Source organism: Tessaracoccus sp. OS52 (genome assembly GCF_020687685.1).
Taxonomy (GTDB): Bacteria; Actinomycetota; Actinomycetes; order Propionibacteriales; family Propionibacteriaceae; genus Arachnia.
Window position 1 is genome coordinate 36,658 of sequence record NZ_JAJEWM010000007.1, and the last position, 21,021, is coordinate 57,678.

Consider the following 21,021-nt stretch of genomic DNA (forward strand, 5'->3'; position numbering starts at 1 on the left):
CTCAGCAACCACCGCCGCCGCCCAAACATTCCCGACGCGGGGCCTCACTCCTCCTTGCCGCCGCGCCGCATGATGTCCACCAGTACCGCCACCAGCACGACGACGCCGAGCACCACTTTCTGCCACTGGTCCTGCACGCCCATCACGGTGAGCCCGTTGAAGATGGTCTGGATGGTCACGGCACCGATCACGGCCCCGAAGATCGAAGCCCGCCCGCCGCGCAGCGAGGTGCCGCCGATGACCGCCGCCGCGATTGCGTACATCTCGTAGCCCTGGCCGAGGGTCGGCTGCGCGGCGGACAGCCGGGAGGACATCAGGATTCCGGAGATGCCGGTGAAGGCGCCGCCGATGACGTAGGCCAGCACCTTCCAGCGCCGCGTGTTCACCCCGGAGATGCGCGTGGCTTCCTCGTTGGAGCCGATGGCCAGGGCATACCGGCCCACCGGCGTCTTGTTCATCAGCACGCCGGCCACCAGCGCCAGCACCACCAGGATCAGCACGCCGTTGGGGATGGCCGGGATGAGCTCCCCGACGGCGATCTGGCTGTAGCCCTCGACGCTGCGCAGCGAGACCGTGGTGCCGTCGGCCAGGACCAGCGCGCCGCCCCAGCACACCATCATCATCGCCAGCGTCGCGATCATCGGCTGCATCTTGCCGTAGGCCACCAGGACGCCGTTGATGGTGCCCAGCAGGACGCCGGCCCCCAGCATGCCGAGGATGCCCACCCACATCGGCAGCGCCGCGCGGGTCTCGGCGATCAGGATGGCGCCGAACACCGACGTCACCGCCATTCCGAAGCCGGGGGTCAGGTCGATTCCCCCGGTGGCGATCACGAACGACAGCCCGAGCGCCTGGATGCCCGTCACGACCGAGGCCACCAGCAGGGAGGAGACGTTGCTCCAGCTCGCGAAGTTCGGGTTCATGAGGGAGAAGAACACCGCCAGCGCGACGAGTACCAGCAGCACCAGTCCCTGCTGCAGGAACGTCTTGTAGCGGCTGGGGAGCCCCAGTCCCCTGCCTGCGGCCGCGTGCGTGGCGGTCATGGCAACTCCTCTGGCGCGTCGTCGTCGGACTGGTGGAACCGGGTGGCCAGTTCCATGATGTTCTCCTGGGTGGCCTCGGCGTTGGTCAGGAAGCCGGTGATCTGGCCGTTGCACATCACAGCGATCCGGTCGGACATCCGCAGGATCTCCTCGAGTTCGGAGGAGATCATGATGATCGACTTGCCCTCGTCCGTGAGCCTGTCGAGCAGGTTGTAGATCTCCTGCTTGGCGCCGACGTCGATGCCGCGGGTCGGCTCGTCGAAGACCAGGACGTCGCAGTCCCGCTCCAGCCACTTCGCCAGCACCACCTTCTGCTGGTTCCCGCCCGAGAGGTTGCGCAGCCGCTCACGCACCGACGGCGTCTTCACGGCCAGCCGCTCCACCCAGCCCGCGGCGGCACGACGCATGGGCTCCTCCTGCAGGATCCCCGCCCTGGTGAACTTCGGGATGGACGCAAGGGCGATGTTGGCGGCGACGTCCTGGCCCAAGATCAGGCCGTAGCGCTTGCGGTCCTCCGACAGATAGCCGATGCCGAGTTCCACAGCGTCCCGCGGGTTGCGGATGTCCACCTGCCTGCCGTGGAGCGTCACGGTGCCGGCGGTCCGGGGGTCGGCGCCGATGAGCGCCCGGGCGGTCTCGGTGCGCCCGGCCCCCATCAGCCCGGCGAAGCCGAGGATCTCACCCTTGTTCAGGGTGAAGCTGACGTCCATCAGGAGGTCCGTCGTCGACAGCCCCCGGACCTCAAGCACGGGCTGGGTGGCGGCACGGGGTGCGGGCCGGGCGTCGGCGTCAAGTTCACGGCCCACCATGAGCTGGATGATCTCGCGGATGCTCAGCTCGTCCGCGGGGCGCGAGTCGACCAGGGCGCCGTCGCGGAGGACGGTGACGCGGGTGGCGATCCGCCTGATCTCCTCCATGCGGTGCGAGATGTAGATGACGGCCGACTCCGGCGTGACGAACTCGTCGATGATGCGGAAGAGGGTATCCACCTCAACGTCGACGAGGGCGGCAGTGGGCTCGTCCATGACCAGCACGGAGGCGTTGAACGTGAGGGCCTTGGCGATCTCCAGCAGCTGCTGGGAGGCGACGGTGAGGTCGGCCACGCGGACGCGCGGGTCGATGTGGACGCCGAGCCGTTCCAGCACCTCCCCGGCCATCCGGTTCAGTTCGCGGTCGTCGTTGAGGAAGCCACCTGGGAGCTTCGGCTCACGTCCGATGAACATGTTCTGGGCCGCGCTCAGGTGCGGCATCAGGTGGAACTCCTGGTGGATCACGCTGATGCCCGCCCGCTGCGCGGACAGGGGGTTGGGCAGCACCACCCGCTCGCCGCGGAGCCTCAGCTCACCCTCGTCCGGCTGGTGGAGGCCGGCCATGATCTTCATGAGGGTGGACTTGCCGGCCCCGTTCTCGCCGACGAGGGCGTGGACCTGGCCGGCCCGGAGGGTCAGGTCCACCTTGTCGAGGGCCCGGACGCCGGGGAAGAACTTGCTGACGCCGCGCGCCTCGAGGAGCACCTCTCCTGCACCGCTCGCCGTCATGATCGCCTCCCCGCCGGTCCCCATCGCCACCCTGAAGGGTAACGCTAGTCCCCTGCACGCCGCCGTCGACGGGACGCGGCTGCGGACTTGTCAGCCGACCGTGACAGGCTGGGGGCCATGAGTGATCGCGAGTTCTGGATGGACGAGCCGCCGCCGGATCCGTGGGACCTGCCCCCGGACCCGGTGGAGGAGGCGCCACCGTTGGACTCCGCGTCCTCGACGACGGCGGCGCCCCGGCGCGCGGCCGCGGCGGCGGCGGTGCAGGAGCCTGCCCGGCGGATCGCGCGCGGTTCCGACGGCCTGCGGGAGGAGGCGCTCACCGTCCTGCGTGACCTCACGGCCAACCCGTCGGCGGACTTCCATCCGGGTCAGTTCGAGGCCATCGAGGCCCTGGTGGCCAAGCACGAGCGCGCGCTCGTCGTGCAGCGCACGGGCTGGGGCAAGTCCGCGGTCTACTTCATCTCCGCCCTGCTCCAGCGACGCGCAGGCGCCGGTCCGGCGCTGATCGTGTCCCCGTTGCTGGCCCTGATGCGGGACCAGGTGGCCGCCGCGGAGCGGGCCGGCGTCCGCGCCGTCGCCATCAACTCCGCCAACGTCACCGAGTGGACCGAGATCGAGCAACTGCTGGCCGCGGATGCCGTCGACGTGCTGTTCGTATCCCCGGAACGCCTGGTCAACCCCCGGTTCCGGGAGGAGCAGCTGCCCCGGCTGGTCTCCGTCATGGGCCTGCTCGTGATCGACGAGGCCCACTGCATCAGCGACTGGGGCCACGACTTCCGGCCGGACTACCGGCGCATCCGCAACCTGATCGCCGAACTGCCGCCGACGGTGCCCGTCTTGGCCACCACGGCCACGGCCAACGAGCGGGTGGTGGCCGACGTCGAGGAGCAGATGGGCGTCGGCGGGCACCAGGTCTTCACCCTCCGCGGGCCGCTCGCCCGCGCCTCGCTGCGGCTGGGGGTGCTGGACCTGAAGACCACCTGGCGACGCGTGGCCTGGCTGCGCGAGCACCTGGCCTCGCTGCCCGGCAGCGGCATCATCTACTGCCTCACAGTGGCCGCTGCCGAGGACACCGCCGCCGCACTGGTGGCAGCGGGGCACAGCGTGGCCGCATACACCGGGCGCACCGACGGCGCGGAGCGGATCGCCGCGGAGGAGGCGCTGAAGGCGAACCAGGTGAAGGCCATCGTTGCCACGTCGGCGCTGGGCATGGGCTTCGACAAGCCAGACCTGGGCTTCGTGGTCCATCTGGGCGCGCCCAGCTCACCGGTGGCCTACTACCAGCAGGTGGGACGCGCGGGTCGCGCCACGGACAACGCCGACGTGCTGCTCCTGCCGGGCCCGGAGGACCGGGAGATCTGGCACTACTTCGCCACCAACGCGATGCCCACCCAGGCCCGCGCCGACGCCGTGCTCGGGGCCCTCGCCGAGGCGCCCAAGCCGCTGTCGGTGCCCGCGATGGAGGCACGGGTGGACCTGAAGCGCACGCAGTTGGAGCTGCTGCTGAAGGTGCTGGCCGTCGACGGCGCCGTCGAGTACGTGCAGGGCGGCTGGGTGGGCACCGGCCGCGCCTGGACCTACGACCAGGAGCGCTACGAGCGGATCGCGGCCGCCCGGGTCGACGAGCAGGACGCCATGCTGGCCTACGAGCGTGGAGAGTCCTGCCGGATGGCCTTCCTCACCGAGCAGCTCGACGACCCGCACTCGGCCCCGTGTGGCCGCTGCGATGTCTGCGCCGCGGCTTGGTACCCGGACACTGTCACGGTGGACCAGGCGGAATCCGCGCAGGCCAAGCTGGATCGCGTCGGCGTGCCGCTGGCGCCCAGGGCCCTGTGGCCGAACGGTCTTGACCGCGTCGGGGTTCGGGCCGACGGGAAACCTGTCAAGGGCAAGTTGCCGGCCGACGAGCAGGTGCTGGAGGGGCGGAGCGTCGCGCGGCTGACGGACCTCGGCTGGGGTGGGGCCCTGCGCGAGCTGTTCCGCACCGACGGCGACGGGCAGGCCGTGGATGCCGACCTGCCGCCGGAGCTGGCCCGCGCCTGCATGCGGGTACTCAAGGAATGGGACTGGCAGGAGCGTCCCGTCGCGGTGGCGTGGGTGCCGAGCCTGACCAGGCCCCGGCTGGTGGAGTCCCTGGCCACCGCCATCGCGACGGCGGGCCGGCTGGCCCTCCTCGGCTCGCTGGACCTCGCGCCGGAGGCGCCAGTGTTGAGCAGGTCGACCAACAGCGCCTTCCGGGTGCGGGACGTGTGGGACCGGTTCGCCGTGCCCGCCGCCATGGAGCAGGCCCTGGCGGGCCTGGAGGGGCCGGTCCTGCTGGTGGACGACCTCGTCGACTCCCGCTGGAGCCTCACCGTCGCTGGACGACAACTCCGGCGCGCGGGCGCCGACGCCGTGCTGCCGTTCGCGCTGGCCTCGGCCGGGTGACGCACTGGCGCGCCGCTCGGGACCCATCCACTGTTCGAGCCGGCGAGTACGACCACCACCCGCTGGTCGAGCCGACGAGGAACGACCACCACCCGCTGGTCGAGCCGACGAGGAACGACCACCCATCCGCTGGTCGAGTAGCCGACGAGGAACGACCACCCACCCGCTGGTCGAGTAGCCGACGAGGACGACCACCCACCCGCTGGTCGAGTAGCCGACGAGGAACGAGTCGGCGTGTCGAGACCACCCCCGCCACCATCCGCTCGTCGAGTAGCCGACGAGGACGACCACCCATCCGCTGGTCGAGTAGCCGACGAGGAACGAGTCGGCGTGTCGAGACCTGCAGACGGATGTATCAAGCGGGGCCCGTGGGTCTCTTGGTATGGCGAGAACCCGAATTGGGAACTCGCCCAGAGGGAAGTGACGACGATGATCGTGCTGCTCGCCCACCATCGGGACCGCATGGCTCCGGTGCTCGCCCGTCAGATCGGGGGACTGACGGGAGAGGATGTGGGCACGCTGACCCCGCGGGACCTGTCCCGCCCGGGTTGGACGCTCGCGTCGCCTCCGGATGGGAGTGGCCGGCTGGTTGTCGGGGGGCAGCCGGTCGAGGAGTCGTCGGTGAGGCTGTTCGTCAGCCTCACCGACGACGTGCCCGCGGCCAGCCTGGACTGGATCGCGCCCGCAGAGCGGGCCTACGTCGCCTCCGAGATGACCGCATTCCTTCGATTCCTGCTTGAGACCGTCAGCCCCCGGGTACTGGTGCCACCGGGCGACTGCTCGCTCGCCGGTCCCGACCACCCGATCGAGGTCTGGGCCGCCGTCGCACGGCTGCGCCCCCGCCTCGACGTCGGTCGGCGCGACCTGCGCGAGGTCAGCGTCGTCGACGGCGTCGTCGCCGGGCACTCCTCCTGGACGCTCCGCAGAGCCGCGAAACGGATGTCTGACTGGTCAGCGTCGCCCTGGCTCCGCGCCCGCTTCTCACCCACCGCCGACGAACTGGTCTCAGTCACCACCCTGCCCGACCTGAGCACGCGCCTGGACGAGGCCGCCCGGCTGGTCGCCTCGGTGGTCGAGGGGAGGTGGGCGGCATGATCGTCGTAGCCGGCCGACGCACGGACCCGCCTCTCGCGGCCGTGTGGACCTCGATCCAAGAGCTCGGCTTGCCGGGCGCCTTCGCTGACGTGACCACCCGCAGCGTCGCACTCGACGGCACCCGCGTGCTGACCCCGGGAGCGGCCGTGGATCGCGGCTCGCTGCGCGGGTTCTACCAGCGCGACGACTCCGCCGCGGATCCCGCGCTCGCCACTCGGCTGCACGGCTGGGCAGAGTTGACTCCGAGGACCGTGCGGGTGATCAACCGCCGCAGGTCCGCTGCTTGCACCACGTCGAGGCCAGCCCAAGCCCTTCTCATCGCGCGCGCGGGGTTCCGGGTCCCGATCGGGCTGCTCACCACCAGCCCCGACGCCGCGCGCGAGTTCGTCCGTCGACACCAGCGCGTGGTGGTCCGCTCTGCCAGTGCCGTGCGCGGCATCGTGCGCCTGGCGGAGCCCGAAGAGGACTTCTCCGCCGTCCAGTGGTGCCCCACTCAGTTCCAGGCGTGGGTCCCCGGGGACGAGTTCCGGGTTCACGTCGTGGGTCCGCGGGTGTTCACGAGCCGCGTGTTGTCAGACGACGTCGACTACCGCTACGGGTCTGTTGCCGTGGTCCCCGGCTCACTGCCGGTGGAGGTCTCGGACCGCTGCGTCGCGCTCGTGCGGCAACTGGGGCTCGAACTGGCGGGGCTGGAACTGCGACGCACGCCCGAGGGCGACTGGTTCTGCCTCGACGCCAACGCCTCACCTGTCTGGACCGCCTATGATCCCGACGGCGCCATCGCGACGGCGCTGGCCCTGCACCTCGCCGGAGACTGACCGCTGTTGACGCCACGTCCAGCCAGCAGCCAGCCGACCCACAAGCCGGCCGCCCCAGTACCCGACCCCTCACCACCGCACGCCCCGCAGGCCAGCCGCCCCAGTACCCGACCCCTCACCACCGCACGCCCCGCCGCGCCTAGCTCCTCACGATTCACCAGCGTTGTTGCTGGGCACCAGCCGTAGAGCGCTGGTGGCGAGCAACAACGCTGGTCAACACGCGGAAGCGCTGGTGAACCCGCGGAAGGGCTGGTCAACCCGACGAAGCCCTGGCGGCATACAACAGCCCGACCCCGCGCCGCCGCCGGCTCCTGGGATTCACCAGCGTTGTTACGCGGCACCAGCCGTAGAGCGCTGGTGGCGAGCAACAACGCTGGTCAACGCAAGGAAGCGCTGGTGAACCCGCGGAAGGGCTGGTGAACCCACGGAAGCGCTGGTCAACGCAGCACGCACTGTGCGAGCGCACCGGTCGGACCGCTCAGGCGGCGACGCGCCGGGCGGCGGCGACCTTGCGCCGTCGCTGCCTCGCGAACCAGGCGCTCGCCAGCGCCACCGTCATGCCGATGATGGCGCCGATGGTGGTCTCGACGAACCGGTCCCACAGCAGGTTGGGCCCGAGGCCGGTCGTGAGCGCGACGCCGATCAGCGCCATCGGCGTCACGAACATCTGCCCAAGGAAGTAGTTGCGCGCCATGAACATCTCGGCACCCACCTGCATCACCCCGATGATGAACACCGCCGCGACGATGTTGGGCTCAAGCGCGATGATCACCGCGATGATCCCGAGCCCGACGTAGGTTCCGAGGATTCGATGGACGCCGCGGGCCAGTCGGTGCCGGGTGGTGTGGCCGACGAGCGGCACGACGGCGGCCACCATCGCCCAGTAGTTGTGGCCTGTGGCGAGCATCGACTGGGTCAGCGTCGCCACGGCGCCGGCGGCGCCCGCCGCGACCAGCACCGCGAGCGAGTCCAGCCAGATGGTGCGGGCCAGCTCAGGGGTGATGGGATGTCTCGTCTCGCGGCGCCAGACGGTCCGACGATGCGGCAGGAGCCACTCGACCACACCGATTCCGATCGACAGCATGATGGCCAGGGTCGCGGTGAGCATGCCCTCCTGGATCGGCGGCAGGTCCGGGGTGGATGCGATGGCCGCGAACGCGAAGATGTGGAACAGGGGCCCGGCCGGGCGGAGCCGGAGGAAACCCGCCAGCACGTTGCAGCCCCATGCGACGAACGTGGTCAGCGCCACCACCGTCCAGGTGCCAGCTCCAGTGCCGTGCTCCACGATGTGCGACGACGTGAGCCCGGCTCCCAGGATCACGGCGAAGAACAGGACGCCCGAGCGGGTCTGCTCGACCAGCCTGTCGAGGTGCCCCGGACTGCGGCCGTAGATTCCGGTGAACGCCCCGAAGATGGCGAACATGGCGAGGTCGAGCCGACCGATCCCCAGCAGGATGATCAGCGGCACGAAAACACCCACCCCGGCGCGCAGGCCGAGGTGGTGGTCACCGTTGGACGGCCCGAGCCGGAACAGTTGACGCCAGTGGAGCGGGTTGTGGGGCGTCTCCGTGTTCAGCGCTGGTCCCCCGGCTTTTGCAGCCAGGCGTGCGCGTAGTTCACAGCCACGATCGAGGCCATGACCACCAGCAGTGGGAAGACGGCACCGTTGAGCCCCAGCACGATGCCGATTGGAATGAACGAGACGAGCGAGACGATGCCGAGCGCCAACTGTTGTCCGCCCCCACGCGCGGGCGGCTGCCCGTGACGCCCGGGAGCCACGCCGTACGCGTTCTGTTGGCCGCGGCGCGACAGCTCGGCCGAGACCCGGGCGTCAATGGCCTTCTCCACCTTGTCGGCGAAGTTGTCCAGGAGCGCGGGTTCGTAGTCGCTGCCCAGTTCCTTGCGGGTGGCGCCCAGCGCCTCTATGTCGGAACGTGCGACGCCCTCGTTGTGCTGGCTGGTCATGGTCCCCCCAATCTGCGTACAGGTTAACGTCGCCGGAGGCCGCGTTCCACCTCAGTCCTCCCAGACGGGGATCTCGCGGCTACCGTCGGGCTCGGGGTTGTCGTGCCAGACGACGATGGACCACGGCTCCACCGTCGCGCCACCCTCTACGATCATGCCCTCGCCCTCCGGCCAGTGGTTGTGGGCAGGCTCGGCGAACTGGGCGGTGTCGATCAGCCGTCGCCACACCCGTCCGTCGGCGGCGGGCGCCACCGCGAAGTCGACCGGGTCGGGTGTCATGTTGATCATCAGCCAGAAGTCGTCTTCGGGGGAGTTGATGAAGACGGAGACGGCGCGGTCGCCCTCCTCGGGGAAGTGGTCCAGCGTCGGGGTGTGGAACAGGTAGGAGACATCCTTGTTGTCCGGAATCAGGTCCCCGTAGGCATCCTGGCGCAGGGAGTCGTGGCGCTGGCGGAGGTTCGCCACGAAGGTCGCGAACCGGAACAGCCCGTTCACGTCCGGCTCGTTCTCGAACTCCCCGAAGTTGTCGTGGTAGGCAGCGTCGGGCAGCTCCGGCGCCACCTGCACGCGGTGGGGCGCGTTGGTCCGGATCATCGCGTAGTTGTTGGTCATGGCGATGCTGTCCAGCGCCCACGGGTTGTTGTTGCCGTTCTGGGTGCGGCCGAACTCGTCACCCCCAACCACCATGGGCACGCCCCGGGAGAAGAACAGCAGCGTCCACAGGTTGCGCACCCGCTGGCGACGCAGGGGCTGGCTGCCCCCCGAATCCCAGGACAGGTTGTTGTTGGAACCGCCGTCCGAGGGCCCGAACGGGTAGGGCTGGTCGTTGACCTTCTCCTGGTAGCTCACCAGGTCTGTCATCGTGAAGCCGTCGTGGGCGTCGACGAAGTTGACCGTCTTCTGGGCCCCCTCGTTGTCATGGAAGTGGTGGTGGTCGCCGTTGATCATTTCCAGGAACGCCTGGGTGTTGCCGTCGCCCTTGGTGAAGCGGCGCACGGCGTCGCGGTATCGGCCGTTCCACTCGCCCCAGCCGCGCGGGAAGTTGCCGACCTCGTAGCCCCACAGGTCCCACGCCTCGGCGATGACCTCGATGTGTTCGCGCTTGGCCCAGGCGGCGATCTCCACCAGCAGCGGATGGTCGGTGAAGAAGCGCTTCTGGAGCGACCAGTCGTCGGGGTGGGCCTCCTCCGGCTTGCGCCCGAGCACGGTGGCGAGGTCGAAGCGGAAGCCGTCCACCCCCATGACGCGGGTCCAGTACGCGAGGGAGTCGAGCACCAGTTGCTGCGCCGCCGCCGAGGAGAAGTTGAGCTGGTTGGAGGTTCCGGTGGCGCCGTCGACGAGCATCTTGTCGCTGGTCATGACGTAGATGTCCGACGCCGCGAAGCCGCCGAGACTGGTGAAGCTGACCGTGTTGACGTCGCCGTCCCAGTTCCCGCCCTCGGCGGTGTGGTTGTAGACGACGTCGAGGTAGACCTCCACGCCGCACTCGTGGAAGGCGTTGATCATCTCCTTGAACTCGCGGGTGGGCCCGCCGATGGACTTGTCCGAGGAGAACCGCCTGCTGGGCGCGAAGTAGGACAGCGTCATGTACCCCCACTGGTTGGTGAGGCCCTGCCGCCCGGACTCGGAGACGTTGGTCTCGTGCACGGGCAGCAGTTCGACGGTGGTGAACCCCAGCGCCTTGATGTAAGGGGCCATCATCCCGACCGCCTTGTAGGTGCCGCGCAGCTCGTCCGGGATGCCGACGACGTCCTCGAAACCGGGCTCTCCCGCGAGGAGCTCGCTCAGGTTCAGCACCGACGGGTGGCCGGTCAACTGCTCGACCTGCACCTCGTAGATGGCCGTCTCGGCACCGCTGATCCTGGGCTTGGCGGCCAGCGGCGTCGTGTCGGCGAGGACCGCGCCCTTGGGGGCGTACGGCCCGGTGTCCCACTGTCGGCGCGGCTTGCCCTGGTAGTCGTCGTCACCGGTTGCGAAGATGCCGTTGTCGATGCCCTCCTCGAAGATCAGGTCGGAGAACATGTTGTGGGTGATCTCGTGCGCGTAGGGGTCGAATAGCACCTTGTTCGGGTTGAACCGGTTGCCGTCGACGTCGAGGTCGCCGAGGAAACCGGCCAGCGACCCCGGTTCCCAGTCCTCCACCCACGGCCAGTTCATTCCCCAGGCGCGGTAGGCGTACAGGTCGCCGAGGGTGACCCCCGTGAGCTTCGCACGCCAGATCCCGTCCAGACCCTTCGCGGGGAGGAACGTGATGGCTGCGTCGGAGCCGATGGCGGTGGGGTAGAACTCGAGTTGCAGCCTGGTGGCGGCCGGGGCGTAGACCGCGAAGGTCGTCCCGTCCGGGCGCGGCTGGGCACCGAGGGGCCAGTCGGCGATGGCCCATTGGTCCTGCTCGATCGGCAGGATCATTTCCAAAGTCATGGGTGAATGTTGCCACGAACGTCCCAAAGGACACGGATCAGCCGCTGCCGCCCAGCCTTGAGACGTTCGCCTGCCCTCAACCAAGCGTGGGGCTTGCGGGTCTGACTACCGACCCGCAAGCGCCACGCTTGATGGCCGCGTCCGCCCGGATGCGTCAGAGGACCACCGCCGGGACCAGCACCACCCAGATGGCGAGCATGATCACGACCGCCACCAGCATCGGACTCGGCGCGCGGCCGCTCCGCGCCCCCGCGGGGGCGCTGGCCACCCAGTTGCGGATCTTCGTCGCGGCCAAGTCGGGCGTACCGTCCCTGATCAGCTCCTCGGGCAGCACCACGATGGCGTCCTCCGGGGCGCGGAGCCGGACGACGACGGCTGCCTCGCCTGCCAGGACGGAGACGACACGGTCCCTGCCCACGAGGTCGTCGAGGAAGAATCCGTAGTACGCCAGCCCGCGGCGCGATCTCCCGATCTGGGCGGGGGCCTCCTCGAACAACCTGAACGGCAGGTACAGCAGCCCCGCCAGCAGCGGCAGTACCGAAAGCCAGTCCTCGGCCAGGGAGAAGTCCTCGGCCAGCAACCAGGGCAGCAGCAGTCCGCCGCAGACGGCCACCACGAGCGCCCCCACCCAACGGCCCCACCAGAAGTTCCGGGCAAGCCAGCCGCGCAGCGGGTGCACCTCTGGGGCTACACCCGATCCCGTGACTTCCGGCCCCAGGTGCCGCTGGAACCGCCTCCGCGACGTCGGCTCGGCAACCTCGCCCAGCCACACTCCCCCGTCAAGAACGACCGCGACGGAACTGCCGACGGTCAGGGTTCCGATCATGATCACGGGCTGGGTGCCCTCGACGTCGGGTCCCGTGAGCGACGCCAGCAGGTCCCTGTCCTCGTCGGGAAGGGGCATGGGGTCGGCGAAGTCCTCCTCGCCGCGGGCCAGCGCGTCGGCGAACCTGATGAGCTCCGCGTCGTCGTCGGGGATCGGCGGCGGTTCCGGGTCGTCCTCTTCGTCGTCGGGGAAGGCCTCCTCCGCGCGTTCGAGGACGGAGGCGACCTTGGCGCCCGGCGCCACCGCCTCGAGGTCCTTGAGCACCAAGGCCGGCCAGATTCCGTCGACGGGCAGGACGCGGCCACCGTCGAGGTAGTCGGCGCTCTCCCCCAGGAGGTAGCGGGCCGCGACGACGGGACCACCGCGGGTCAGGAGCGAGCGCCGTCGCCGGTCCCGGAGGAAGTCCGACAACCCCCAGAACATCCCCGCCAGCGGCGCGGCCGCCGCCAGCCCGATGAGCCAGGAATGGTCCTCCAGATCGGAGAGGAGGACGACATGTCCGGGGTCCTGCGGGTCCACCAGGACTGACACCGATGCGCCGTCCTCAGGGATCCCGGACCACGGTTCGGGGACGCGCACCTCGCGGCCGTCGGTCCGCAGCACGACCTCCTCGGCGTCGGCGTCGTAGCCGACGACCTCCGCCGTCGTCTGCTGCGCCCGGGCCTCGAAGGCGGCGGTCTCGGCCACCAGGAACTGGTGCACCACCAGGAGCACGACCGGCAGGACCGCTCCCAGCAGGAGCGCGATCCGGGGGATGGTGGTCTCCACCCTCGCGAAGGAGTCCTCGTAGGCGTGGTCCACCGGCGGCATGCGCCGGGCGCCGCCCGCCGAACCAGGGGGGCGGCTCCTCACCAGCAGCCACACCACCCCGACGGCGCACGCCACGGCGAGGAGGTGCCACAGGTCCGGCAGCGACGACTCCCCCAGCGGGATGATCCAGGCCACCGGGACGGTCCACAGCAGCGTGAGCCGGGGCACCCGCCAGACGGCGACCAGGAGCAGGAACGTCGTGAGCTGCAGGCCCATCGCGAGGTACTGCCCCGACCCCAGAGGCGGCCTGCTGGCGACGTCGGAGAGCTCCGCGGGCGCGAGGGCGATCTCGGCCAGCAGCAGCGCCCCGAGCGCGGCGGTGTAGGCAACCTTGATCGTGGTCAGGTGGAGTCGGCTGCGCCGGAGTTCCCCGGCGGTGAGCTGGTGCATGCGCCCATTGTGGAGGAAGCGCTTACCCTGTGTTGGCCCGGGGCGCACCTGGGCCCAACCGTGCCTCGCGGCTCAGGAGAAGGTGTAGCTGGCGGAGTTGCGGCTGATGGTCAGAACGCGGGTGGTCCCGGGAACCGCGACCCCATCCACCGTAGGCGTGATGGTGATGGCGAACGTGGCGGAGTAGGGGTTCTGGTTGTTGACGTCGACGCGCACCGTCGCAGTGTGCCTCGTCCCCTCCAGCACCACCGCCCCAACCTCGCGCACCCGGCCCGAGCCGCCCGTCTGCACGACGCTGAGCGTGTAGGCAAGGTTGCGCTGCCTGTCGGTCTCCCGGGTGGGGAGCCAGGACAGCTTGAACTCCTGGAAGCCGGGCTGGAACGAGATCTGCACTGCCTGCACGTCCAGCGGCACGTCGGCGACGGGTGTCGGGTCCTGCCAGGTGCCGGTGGTCAGCGTCAGGTTTGCGGTGGTCTGCTGGCTCCACAGCGCGGCAGCGCCGGAGACCATCAGGCCACCGATGAACACCGCGAGGAACACAATCACCGCCGCGCGCCAGGTCCGCGGGCCCAGTGCCGTGGTGGTGGGCGGCCTTCTCATTCCTTGACCGCCTTCGTCTTCCGTCCGGCGGCGCCGTGCCCGACGAGGAACAACCCGTAGGCGATCAGGGCGGCGGCGAGCAGGTTGACCGTCATGCTCCGGTTCGTCTGGCCGAGCGCGTTCGCCAGGAATCCTGCGTAGGGCACGGCGTAGAGCAGCTTCCCGCGCACCTGCACCTCCTGCACCGGCTCGGGGTCCGTGGCGTCGTTGTTGTCACCCTTTGTGATCAGGAGCCGGTTGCCCTCCTGGTCGGTGGAGAAACCAGTGATTCGGTGGGTGATGACGGCCGGCTTGCCCGACTCGATCTGATAGGTGACGACGTCGCCCACCTCCAGCGTCGAGAACTCGGCCGGCTTGACCACGATGAAGGTGCCGGGTGAGTAGCGAGGAGCCATGGAGCTGGTGAGCACCGTGTAGGTCTGGGAACCGGTGGCGAACGGGACCACGATGAGCACGAGCGCCGCAAGCACCGAGGCGGCGAGCAGCACCAGCGAGACGGCCTGGCCCACCGCGCGCAAGGTCTTCGTGGGCGTGCCTGAAGGACTGTTCCTCTTACCCTGCAACATGTCAGGCCGCTCCCTGGTTCTGGCTGATGCCGACAGGGACGCTGATGGTGGCCGAGGCACCCCGGACGGAGGCCGGTGCTGCGCTGGCGAGGGTGATGCGCACGCAGAAGGCGGCGGCGCCGCCCTTCCCGATGGGCGCCGACGCCGTCGGGTACCAGGACGTGACCTCGGCGCACCTGCCGCTGGCGGGTGCGACTGCGGTATCGAACCTCAGGTTCGCCGTCAGAGCGGCGACGGAGGTGCTGGAGACGGCGGGCGTACCGAGCGTGGCGGTGACGTCGAAAGCGGCGCTGGCGTTCGTCGGCACGGTGACGTTGACGGGTGCGTGGACCGAGGCCCCGGGCACAAGAGCGCCGACGTCACCGAGTGAGAGTGAGACGGCCTCACCGGCGACGATCGTCCGGCGGCCGTTGAGGTTGATCTGGAAGTCCGCGGCCTGGACGCTCTGGGCGCCGGCCGCCGTCTGGACGTTCCACAGTGCCCAGGTCCCCTGGACGGCGAGCAGACCCGCCACCACCGCAGCACACATGACACCTGCCATCCGCAGCGTGTTCTTGATGCTCATGATTCCCCCGAATATGTGGTGGTGGCGGGTCTGCCCGGATCCTTTACTGCTGGTCAGCCCTCGGAGGGTGCCAGCTGCTCGAGGAGGTAGCCGATTGCCGCGAAGTCGTAGGTGGCGTTGACGCTGTCACGCCCGGTGGTGGTGCTCTTGAAGGTGAAGCTCGTGCTGGCGGTCACGGTCTCCGGGGAGTCCTCGTCCAGGACGGTGGAGGCCAGGACGTCGCCTGCGGAGTTGGCCAGGGTGGGCTCGCTGATGGCGACGTTGGCGGCCGTGAAGCCGTTGTTGGCGCTGGCGCCGGTCACCTTCAGAGTCGCCTCCAGTTCGTCACCGACGAGGGTGACGGTCAGCGGCTGGGTGTAGGTGAGGGTCTCACCGGGGATGACGCGGTAGGTGGAGATGTCGCTGATGGCGCCGGACAGGTTGGACTTCCAGCTGCCCGCCCCTGCCTCCAGGTTCAGGTCACCTGCGACGATCTGGCCGGCGCTGGACTCCTGTGCCGAGTTCCAAACGGCCAGGGTGCCGCCACCGCCGAGCAGCAGCGCGACGCCCACACCGGACACCACTGCGCCCTTGATCATCTTGTTCATCTGGTTTCTCCTCATGTTTGGTTCGAGTCCGGGAGGCAGAGGTGGAGCTTCGTCCTGTTTTCCTGCTGACTTCGGTGATGACCACATCAAATCGAGCCCGGCTCAAGGTCCCCGCTGCATGTGGCGAAAGTTTGCAGAAAGGTTCTCGCGTGGTCCGAGGCGAGCCTTGTGCGTTTCTTGAGGTAGGACGGCCTTGAGGTTGTCTTGACCAGATCTTTGGGAAAACCGGGCGTCCATCTCGCGGCTGGCAACAGATGCTTGGGGCATGTGCACTGTGCCCGTGGTCGACGCCTGCGCCCTGCGTCGCCTTGGCGATCAGCTGGGTGACCCAGCGACGCTGTTCAGGTTCGTGTGCGAGTACACCGACATGCTGGAGGGCCGGGTGGACCGGCTGCAGCACGCGCTGGTCGCCCACGACGTGGAGGACTTCCAGGACGCCGCGCTGAGCCTCAAGGTGGCCTCCCAGATGGCCGGCGCCTGCGCGCTTTCGGGGAAGGTGGCCGAACTCATGGAGGATCTGGCACCCGACAGGGCATCCGAGGTTCGCTGGTTCTGCGCCGACCAACTGGTGGCCCTGTGCACGGAACTGCGACGCCTGGCCGTCGAGACCGCGGCCAACCTGCGGGCCTTCCTCGACCGCCTGGCGCTGGAGGCGCACGTGACCCGCAACTGTCCCCCGCTTCCTGCCTGAGGGTGGCGGGCGCTGACGCCGAAGTTCAGTGACGTTGGGTCAGTGGGCGTGACTGCGGAGATCCGGGATCCCGGCCATCCGGTAGCCCACCCCGCGGAGCGTCTCCACCCAGCGCGGCTGCCTCGGGTCATCGCCCAGTTTGCGCCGGAGGTTGCCCATGTGGACCTCGATGGTGCGTTCGTCCGACTCCGAGACGAAGGTCCCGGAGTCCGGCTCCTCGTCGCGCAGGATGCGGAACAGCTCCGGCTTGGACCTGACCACGCGACGCGAGACGAGCAGCGTACGCAACAGGGTGAACTCCGTGGGGGTCAGTTGGACGTCGCGGCCGTCCACCACCACCTTGTACAGACCGGGGAACAGCTCAAGTCCGTCGAGGCGGTAGGGGATCTCCGTGGCGTCGTTCCCACCATTGTGACCCGGCGACGACTCCCACCGCGGGGCCGACTCGGGGGACCTGGCCGTGATGGCGTACGGGGTTGGCTGGTGCCGTAGGTCCGGTGCCGGGACGAGGGACTCGGGCGAGAACTCTGGGGTGGTCTGCATCCGGGGGCGGCGCAGCATCGCCTCGATCCGCGCCCGCAACTCTCGGGGGCGGAAGGGTTTGGTGACGTAGTCGTCGGCGCCGGCGTCGAGTCCCATCAGGGTGTCGATCTCATCTGCACGGGCCGTCAGCATCAGGACGTAGGCGTCGCTGATCCGCCGAACCCGACGGGTGACCTCGAAGCCGTCGATGTCGGGCAGGCCCAGGTCCACAGTGACGATGACCGGGTTGTGCTCTGTGACCGCTCGGACGCCGTCGGCGCCGCTACCGGCTTCATGGACCTGGAATCCGGACTGGGTGAGCAGGCCGACGAGGAGCGCGCGAATGTCGGCGTCGTCCTCGATGACGACAGCTGCTCCGCGCTCGTCCAACCTGACCTCCAGCTCCCCGTGCCGATGGACCTAATTGGAACAAAGATTACACGGCCCGAGTACCCCTTAGATAGACCCCTCCCCGAGTATCATTCCGCCGCCGCGTCCGGCCATGCCCGCGGACACCGTTACGATATTGGCCTACATCGATTCATCGAGAGGCATCATGGACCGCCCGTCCCGACCCGAGCCCCCAGCCCTGCGGGGGGCCGAGAGATGACCGCCCATAGTCCCAGGCCCCCGTTCCGGATGGGGGCACCCCGATGACACCGGCCGTGTCACTGCTGGTCGGACTGGTCGTGGTGATCCTGATCACCGTGGCCACCGGTTACTTCGTCGCCCAGGAGTTCGCCTACATGGCGGTGGACCGCTCCAGGTTGCAGGCCCGCGCGGCCGCCGGCGACGAGACCGCCGTCCGAAGCCTCGACATCACCAGGCGCACCTCCTTCATGCTCTCCGGAGCCCAGCTCGGCATCACCGTGACGGGACTGCTCGTCGGCTACGTCGCCGAACCGCTCATCGGCCAGGCGCTGGGGCGGCTGGCTCCCGGCGGCTCGACTGCGGTCTCCGTCGCCGTCGGTGGAGTGCTGGCCATCGCCTACTCCACACTGGTCCAGATGCTTTTCGGCGAGTTGTTCCCCAAGAACTACTCCATCGCCAACTCGGAGAAGGTATCCGGCTGGCTGGCGCGGAGCACGCAGATCTACCTGACCGTCTTCGGGCCGCTGATCTGGGTCTTCGACCGGGCCGCAGAGTCCCTGCTGAAAGTGCTGCGGATCCAGCCGGTCCACGACGTCGAGCACTCGGCCACCGCACGCGACCTGGAGCGCCTCATCGACGCCTCCCGCGAGACCGGGGACCTCTCACCCGAACTGTCCCTGCTGCTCGACCGCATCCTCGACTTCCCCAACCGCGACGCCGAGCACGCGATGATTCCCCGTCCCCGGATCGACGTCGTGCGGGCTGGCACCACTGTGGCCGAGGTCCGCGAACTGATGGCCACCGGACACACCCGCTACCCCGTCGTCGACGCCGAGGACCGGATCCTCGGCATCACTCACCTGACGCACGTGATCGCGCCGGACACCGACCCCGACACCCCCATAGAGCAACTCGTCAGGAAGCCGCTCGTGGTGGCCGACTCGATGTCGCTGCCCGACGCCCTGGCACTGATGGACGAGGCGGCCGAACAGTTGGCGTGCGTCGTCGACGAGTACGGCGGCTTCGCCGGGATCATCACCATCGAGGACCTGGCCGAGGAGGTCGTCGGGGACATCACCGACGAGCACGATCCGGCCGCCGCGGAGGAACTCGACGACCGGGGTGAGGGCATCTGGCGGGTCAGCGGCGAGGTGCACGTCGACGAGGTGGAACGCACCCTCCACGTGGACCTCCCCCGAGGCGACTACGAGACGATCGCGGGCCTTGTCATCGACGTCTTCGGCAGCCTGCCCGCAGAAGGCGACACCGCCGACATCGAGTTGCCGCCGGCACCCGAGGAACTCACCGAGTCCGACCCCGAGCGACGCTTCCTGCACGCCCGGGTCCTGGAGATCGACAACCACGTGCCGTCGCTGATCGAGTTGACGCTGCCCACCCGCCACGAGGGCGATGCCTCATGAGCGGCCAGTGGGTGGTCCTGTGGACCGTAGTGATCATCGGCCTCAGCGCCTTCTTCGTCGCGGCGGAGTTCGCGCTGATGTCGGCCAAGCGGCACCGGCTCGAGGAGGCGGCGCAGGAGTCGGCTGCCGGCCGGGCCGCGTTGAAGAACTCCTCCGAACTGACGCTCCTGCTCGCCGGTTCACAACTGGGCATCACCGTGTGCACGCTGGCCCTGGGCGCCATCACCAAGCCCGCGGTCCACCACGCGCTCACGCCGTGGCTCGAGGCGATCGGACTGCCGCTGACAGCGGCCGACATCGTCGCCTTCGTCCTCGCCCTGTTCATCGTGACGTTCCTGCACCTGGTGGTGGGCGAGATGGCACCCAAGTCGTGGGCGATCGCCCATCCCGAGAAGTCCGCCATCCTGCTGTCGCTGCCGATGCGCGCCTTCATGGCCGTGACCAGACCCGCCCTGCGGGCGCTGAACGGGGCGGCCAACTGGCTGGTCCACAAGACGGGGTCACGCATCGTGGACGAGCTGTCGTCCGGGCAGGACCCCGACAGCCTCCGCCATCTGGTGGAGCACTCGGCCAACGTCGGCGCCCTCGACGCCGGTTACCGCGCGACCATCTCCAGCGCGCTGGACCTCAGGGAACTGACCGTGGCCGACGTCGCGGTCCACGAGGACATCACCTCCGTCGGCCCGGACGCGACGGTGGAGCAGATCCAGCAGGCCAGCCTGGCCAGCGGGCACCGCCGCATCATCGTGCGCGACGAGGGTGTCACCGTCGGCGTCGTCCACGTGCGGGACACGCTGCATTCCTCCGCCCAGGACCTGACCGCCGCAACCCTTGCGCGTGAGGCGCTCGTCCTCCAGTCCAACACCCTGGTGGCGTCGGCGCTGCGGCAGATGCGCGCAGGGGGCAACCAGCTGGCGGTCGTCGCCGACGGCGACCGCGAGACCGGTCTGCTGTCGGTGACCGACATCATGCTGCGCGTGCTTCCCCGCAAGCGGAAGCAGGCAACCAGCGCTCCTGCGGCCATCGCGAAGGGCGCCCATCCGCACCCAAGACCCTAGGACCCGAGGCTTCCGGGAACTACAATGGCGGGATGTCTGACGCACCGTTCCAGCGGCCGGGCACCCACCTCGGCGAAGCGAATGTGCGCCCCGTGACGTTCCGTCCGGCGATGACGGATCCGGACCCTTCGCCCTTTTGACGCCGAGCCCGACCTGGTCCGCATCGACGAGCCGGAGGACCGTCCGTCCGAGAGGCGCGGGGTGCTCTCCCTCTTGGCTGCGGGGGTCGCGGGCCTGCTGTGCGGCGGCCTGCTCACGACGGCGATCCTGACTGCCCCGACCGGCGAGGTCACCCCTGTTCCCATCACGCCCGACACGTTCCCGCGGACGGTGCTGGGCCTCGAGCGCGACGACCTGTGGTACCGCGATGCCGGCCGCAACCCCGTCGTGGACCGGCTGGACGACCAGTTCGACGCGCAGGTGGCCCATCACCGTTTCGCCTACGGCGGCGACGGCGCGACGCTCAGCTACACGATCGGCACCGGCGGAGTGCGGCTGACGATCGTCAACGGCCTGCTCCCCCGGCCGCTGCCCTCCGACGGCGCGCGGCTGTTCGGCACGGGCGGTCCCGTGGTCAGGGCCACCCTGGAGGAGGACGAGGTGGCCTGCACCGCCGACGTCACGCAGTCCTTGGAGTACACCACGGAGGGCTGGCCGGCCGACGGCTGGGACGACCCGCCGCTGCTGGGGCGATCCACCTGCCTGCTCGTGGACCAGGACCGCAACCTGAGCCTCCGCCTGGTCGAGGTCAGCCTGCGGCCCTCCGACGTCGTCGCGACGGCGGAGGCGTTCAGCGCCGAACTGCGCCGGCTCCACAAGGACCTCGTCAGTTGAGTCCCGGGGGTTCGCGGACTTGGGTCTCGACACGCTGGGTCGAACCACCCCCGTTGATCGAGTAGGAGCCCGCGAGGAACGAGCGGCGACGTGTCGAGATCACCAGCGACCAGCGATGGGGCGAACCACCCCCACCCCGTTGATCGAGTAGGAGCCCGCGAGGAACGAGCGGCGACGTGTCGAGATCACCAGCGACCAGCGATGGGGCGAACCACCCCCACCCCGTTGATCGAGTAGGAGCCCGCGAGGAACG

At 69.4% G+C, this 21,021-nt stretch carries 18 protein-coding genes; 7 read left to right on the forward strand and 11 right to left on the reverse strand.

All coding sequences use genetic code 11. From position 1 onward, the window contains the following. Positions 1-44 precede the first annotated feature (44 nt). Complete coding sequence (locus tag LKO27_RS14925; RefSeq protein WP_227738313.1) at positions 45-1,043, reverse strand: ABC transporter permease; 999 nt, start codon at positions 1,041-1,043, stop codon at positions 45-47. Continuing rightward, complete coding sequence (locus LKO27_RS14930; RefSeq protein WP_227738314.1) at positions 1,040-2,605, reverse strand: sugar ABC transporter ATP-binding protein; 1,566 nt, start codon at positions 2,603-2,605, stop codon at positions 1,040-1,042. The genes LKO27_RS14925 and LKO27_RS14930 overlap by 4 nt, the downstream gene beginning before the upstream one ends. Positions 2,606-2,698: 93 nt before the next feature. Here LKO27_RS14930 and LKO27_RS14935 point away from each other — a divergent pair, with 93 nt between their 5' ends. From LKO27_RS14935 to LKO27_RS14945, 3 genes are all read left to right on the forward strand, one after another. After that, the gene (locus tag LKO27_RS14935) at positions 2,699-5,008 is read left to right on the forward strand and encodes an ATP-dependent DNA helicase RecQ (RefSeq protein ID WP_227738315.1); all 2,310 of its coding nucleotides are present in this window, start codon (positions 2,699-2,701) and stop codon (positions 5,006-5,008) included. A gap of 420 nt (positions 5,009-5,428) precedes the next feature. Then, positions 5,429-6,103, forward strand: coding sequence for a hypothetical protein (locus tag LKO27_RS14940; RefSeq protein ID WP_227738316.1), 675 nt, complete (start codon positions 5,429-5,431; stop codon positions 6,101-6,103). Continuing rightward, positions 6,100-6,921, forward strand: coding sequence for a hypothetical protein (locus LKO27_RS14945; protein WP_227738317.1), 822 nt, complete (start codon positions 6,100-6,102; stop codon positions 6,919-6,921). The genes LKO27_RS14940 and LKO27_RS14945 overlap by 4 nt, the downstream gene beginning before the upstream one ends. A 478-nt stretch (positions 6,922-7,399) precedes the next feature. Here LKO27_RS14945 and LKO27_RS14950 read toward each other — a convergent pair whose 3' ends face one another. The 8 genes from LKO27_RS14950 to LKO27_RS14985 all read right to left on the reverse strand — a co-directional run bounded on the left by LKO27_RS14950 (position 7,400) and on the right by LKO27_RS14985 (position 15,651). Then, positions 7,400-8,389 carry an FUSC family protein gene (locus LKO27_RS14950; protein WP_227738318.1) on the reverse strand — a complete coding sequence of 330 codons (990 nt, stop codon included), beginning with the start codon at positions 8,387-8,389 and terminating at the stop codon, positions 7,400-7,402. A gap of 104 nt (positions 8,390-8,493) precedes the next feature. After that, entirely contained in the window at positions 8,494-8,886 is a 393-nt protein-coding gene (locus LKO27_RS14955; RefSeq protein WP_227738319.1) for a hypothetical protein, read from the reverse strand. A gap of 51 nt (positions 8,887-8,937) precedes the next feature. Continuing rightward, entirely contained in the window at positions 8,938-11,307 is a 2,370-nt protein-coding gene (locus LKO27_RS14960; protein ID WP_227738320.1) for an alpha-amylase family glycosyl hydrolase, read from the reverse strand. Positions 11,308-11,461: 154 nt separating this feature from the next. Further along, positions 11,462-13,333 (reverse strand): DUF3592 domain-containing protein, encoded by a 1,872-nt coding sequence (locus tag LKO27_RS14965; protein ID WP_227738321.1) that lies wholly within the window; start codon positions 13,331-13,333, stop codon positions 11,462-11,464. A gap of 72 nt (positions 13,334-13,405) precedes the next feature. Next, positions 13,406-13,933 carry a hypothetical protein gene (locus LKO27_RS14970; RefSeq protein WP_227738322.1) on the reverse strand — a complete coding sequence of 176 codons (528 nt, stop codon included), beginning with the start codon at positions 13,931-13,933 and terminating at the stop codon, positions 13,406-13,408. Next, complete coding sequence (locus LKO27_RS14975; RefSeq protein WP_227738323.1) at positions 13,930-14,499, reverse strand: signal peptidase I; 570 nt, start codon at positions 14,497-14,499, stop codon at positions 13,930-13,932. Before LKO27_RS14975 ends, LKO27_RS14970 begins: the two co-directional genes overlap by 4 nt. A 1-nt stretch (position 14,500) precedes the next feature. Beyond that, on the reverse strand, positions 14,501-15,064 hold the full coding sequence (locus LKO27_RS14980; RefSeq protein ID WP_227738324.1) for a hypothetical protein: 564 nt from the start codon (positions 15,062-15,064) through the stop codon (positions 14,501-14,503). 53 nt (positions 15,065-15,117) lie between these two features. Further along, positions 15,118-15,651: an alternate-type signal peptide domain-containing protein gene (locus LKO27_RS14985; RefSeq protein ID WP_227738325.1), complete on the reverse strand. Its 534-nt coding sequence runs from the start codon at positions 15,649-15,651 to the stop codon at positions 15,118-15,120. A gap of 265 nt (positions 15,652-15,916) precedes the next feature. On the opposite strand from LKO27_RS14985, the gene LKO27_RS14990 reads away from it, so the two are divergent. Further along, positions 15,917-16,342, forward strand: coding sequence for a hypothetical protein (locus LKO27_RS14990; RefSeq protein ID WP_227738326.1), 426 nt, complete (start codon positions 15,917-15,919; stop codon positions 16,340-16,342). A gap of 39 nt (positions 16,343-16,381) precedes the next feature. Here LKO27_RS14990 and LKO27_RS14995 read toward each other — a convergent pair whose 3' ends face one another. Then, positions 16,382-17,254: a response regulator transcription factor gene (locus tag LKO27_RS14995; protein WP_227738327.1), complete on the reverse strand. Its 873-nt coding sequence runs from the start codon at positions 17,252-17,254 to the stop codon at positions 16,382-16,384. Positions 17,255-17,517: 263 nt separating this feature from the next. Between LKO27_RS14995 and LKO27_RS15000 the strand changes: the two genes are divergently transcribed. The 3 genes from LKO27_RS15000 to LKO27_RS15010 all read left to right on the forward strand — a co-directional run bounded on the left by LKO27_RS15000 (position 17,518) and on the right by LKO27_RS15010 (position 20,768). Continuing rightward, positions 17,518-18,876, forward strand: a complete 1,359-nt coding sequence (locus LKO27_RS15000) for a hemolysin family protein (protein ID WP_227738328.1) — start codon at positions 17,518-17,520, stop codon at positions 18,874-18,876. Beyond that, positions 18,873-19,934, forward strand: a complete 1,062-nt coding sequence (locus LKO27_RS15005) for a hemolysin family protein (RefSeq protein WP_227738329.1) — start codon at positions 18,873-18,875, stop codon at positions 19,932-19,934. Before LKO27_RS15000 ends, LKO27_RS15005 begins: the two co-directional genes overlap by 4 nt. A 201-nt stretch (positions 19,935-20,135) precedes the next feature. Next, positions 20,136-20,768, forward strand: coding sequence for a hypothetical protein (locus LKO27_RS15010; protein WP_227738330.1), 633 nt, complete (start codon positions 20,136-20,138; stop codon positions 20,766-20,768). Positions 20,769-21,021: the final 253 nt, after the last annotated feature.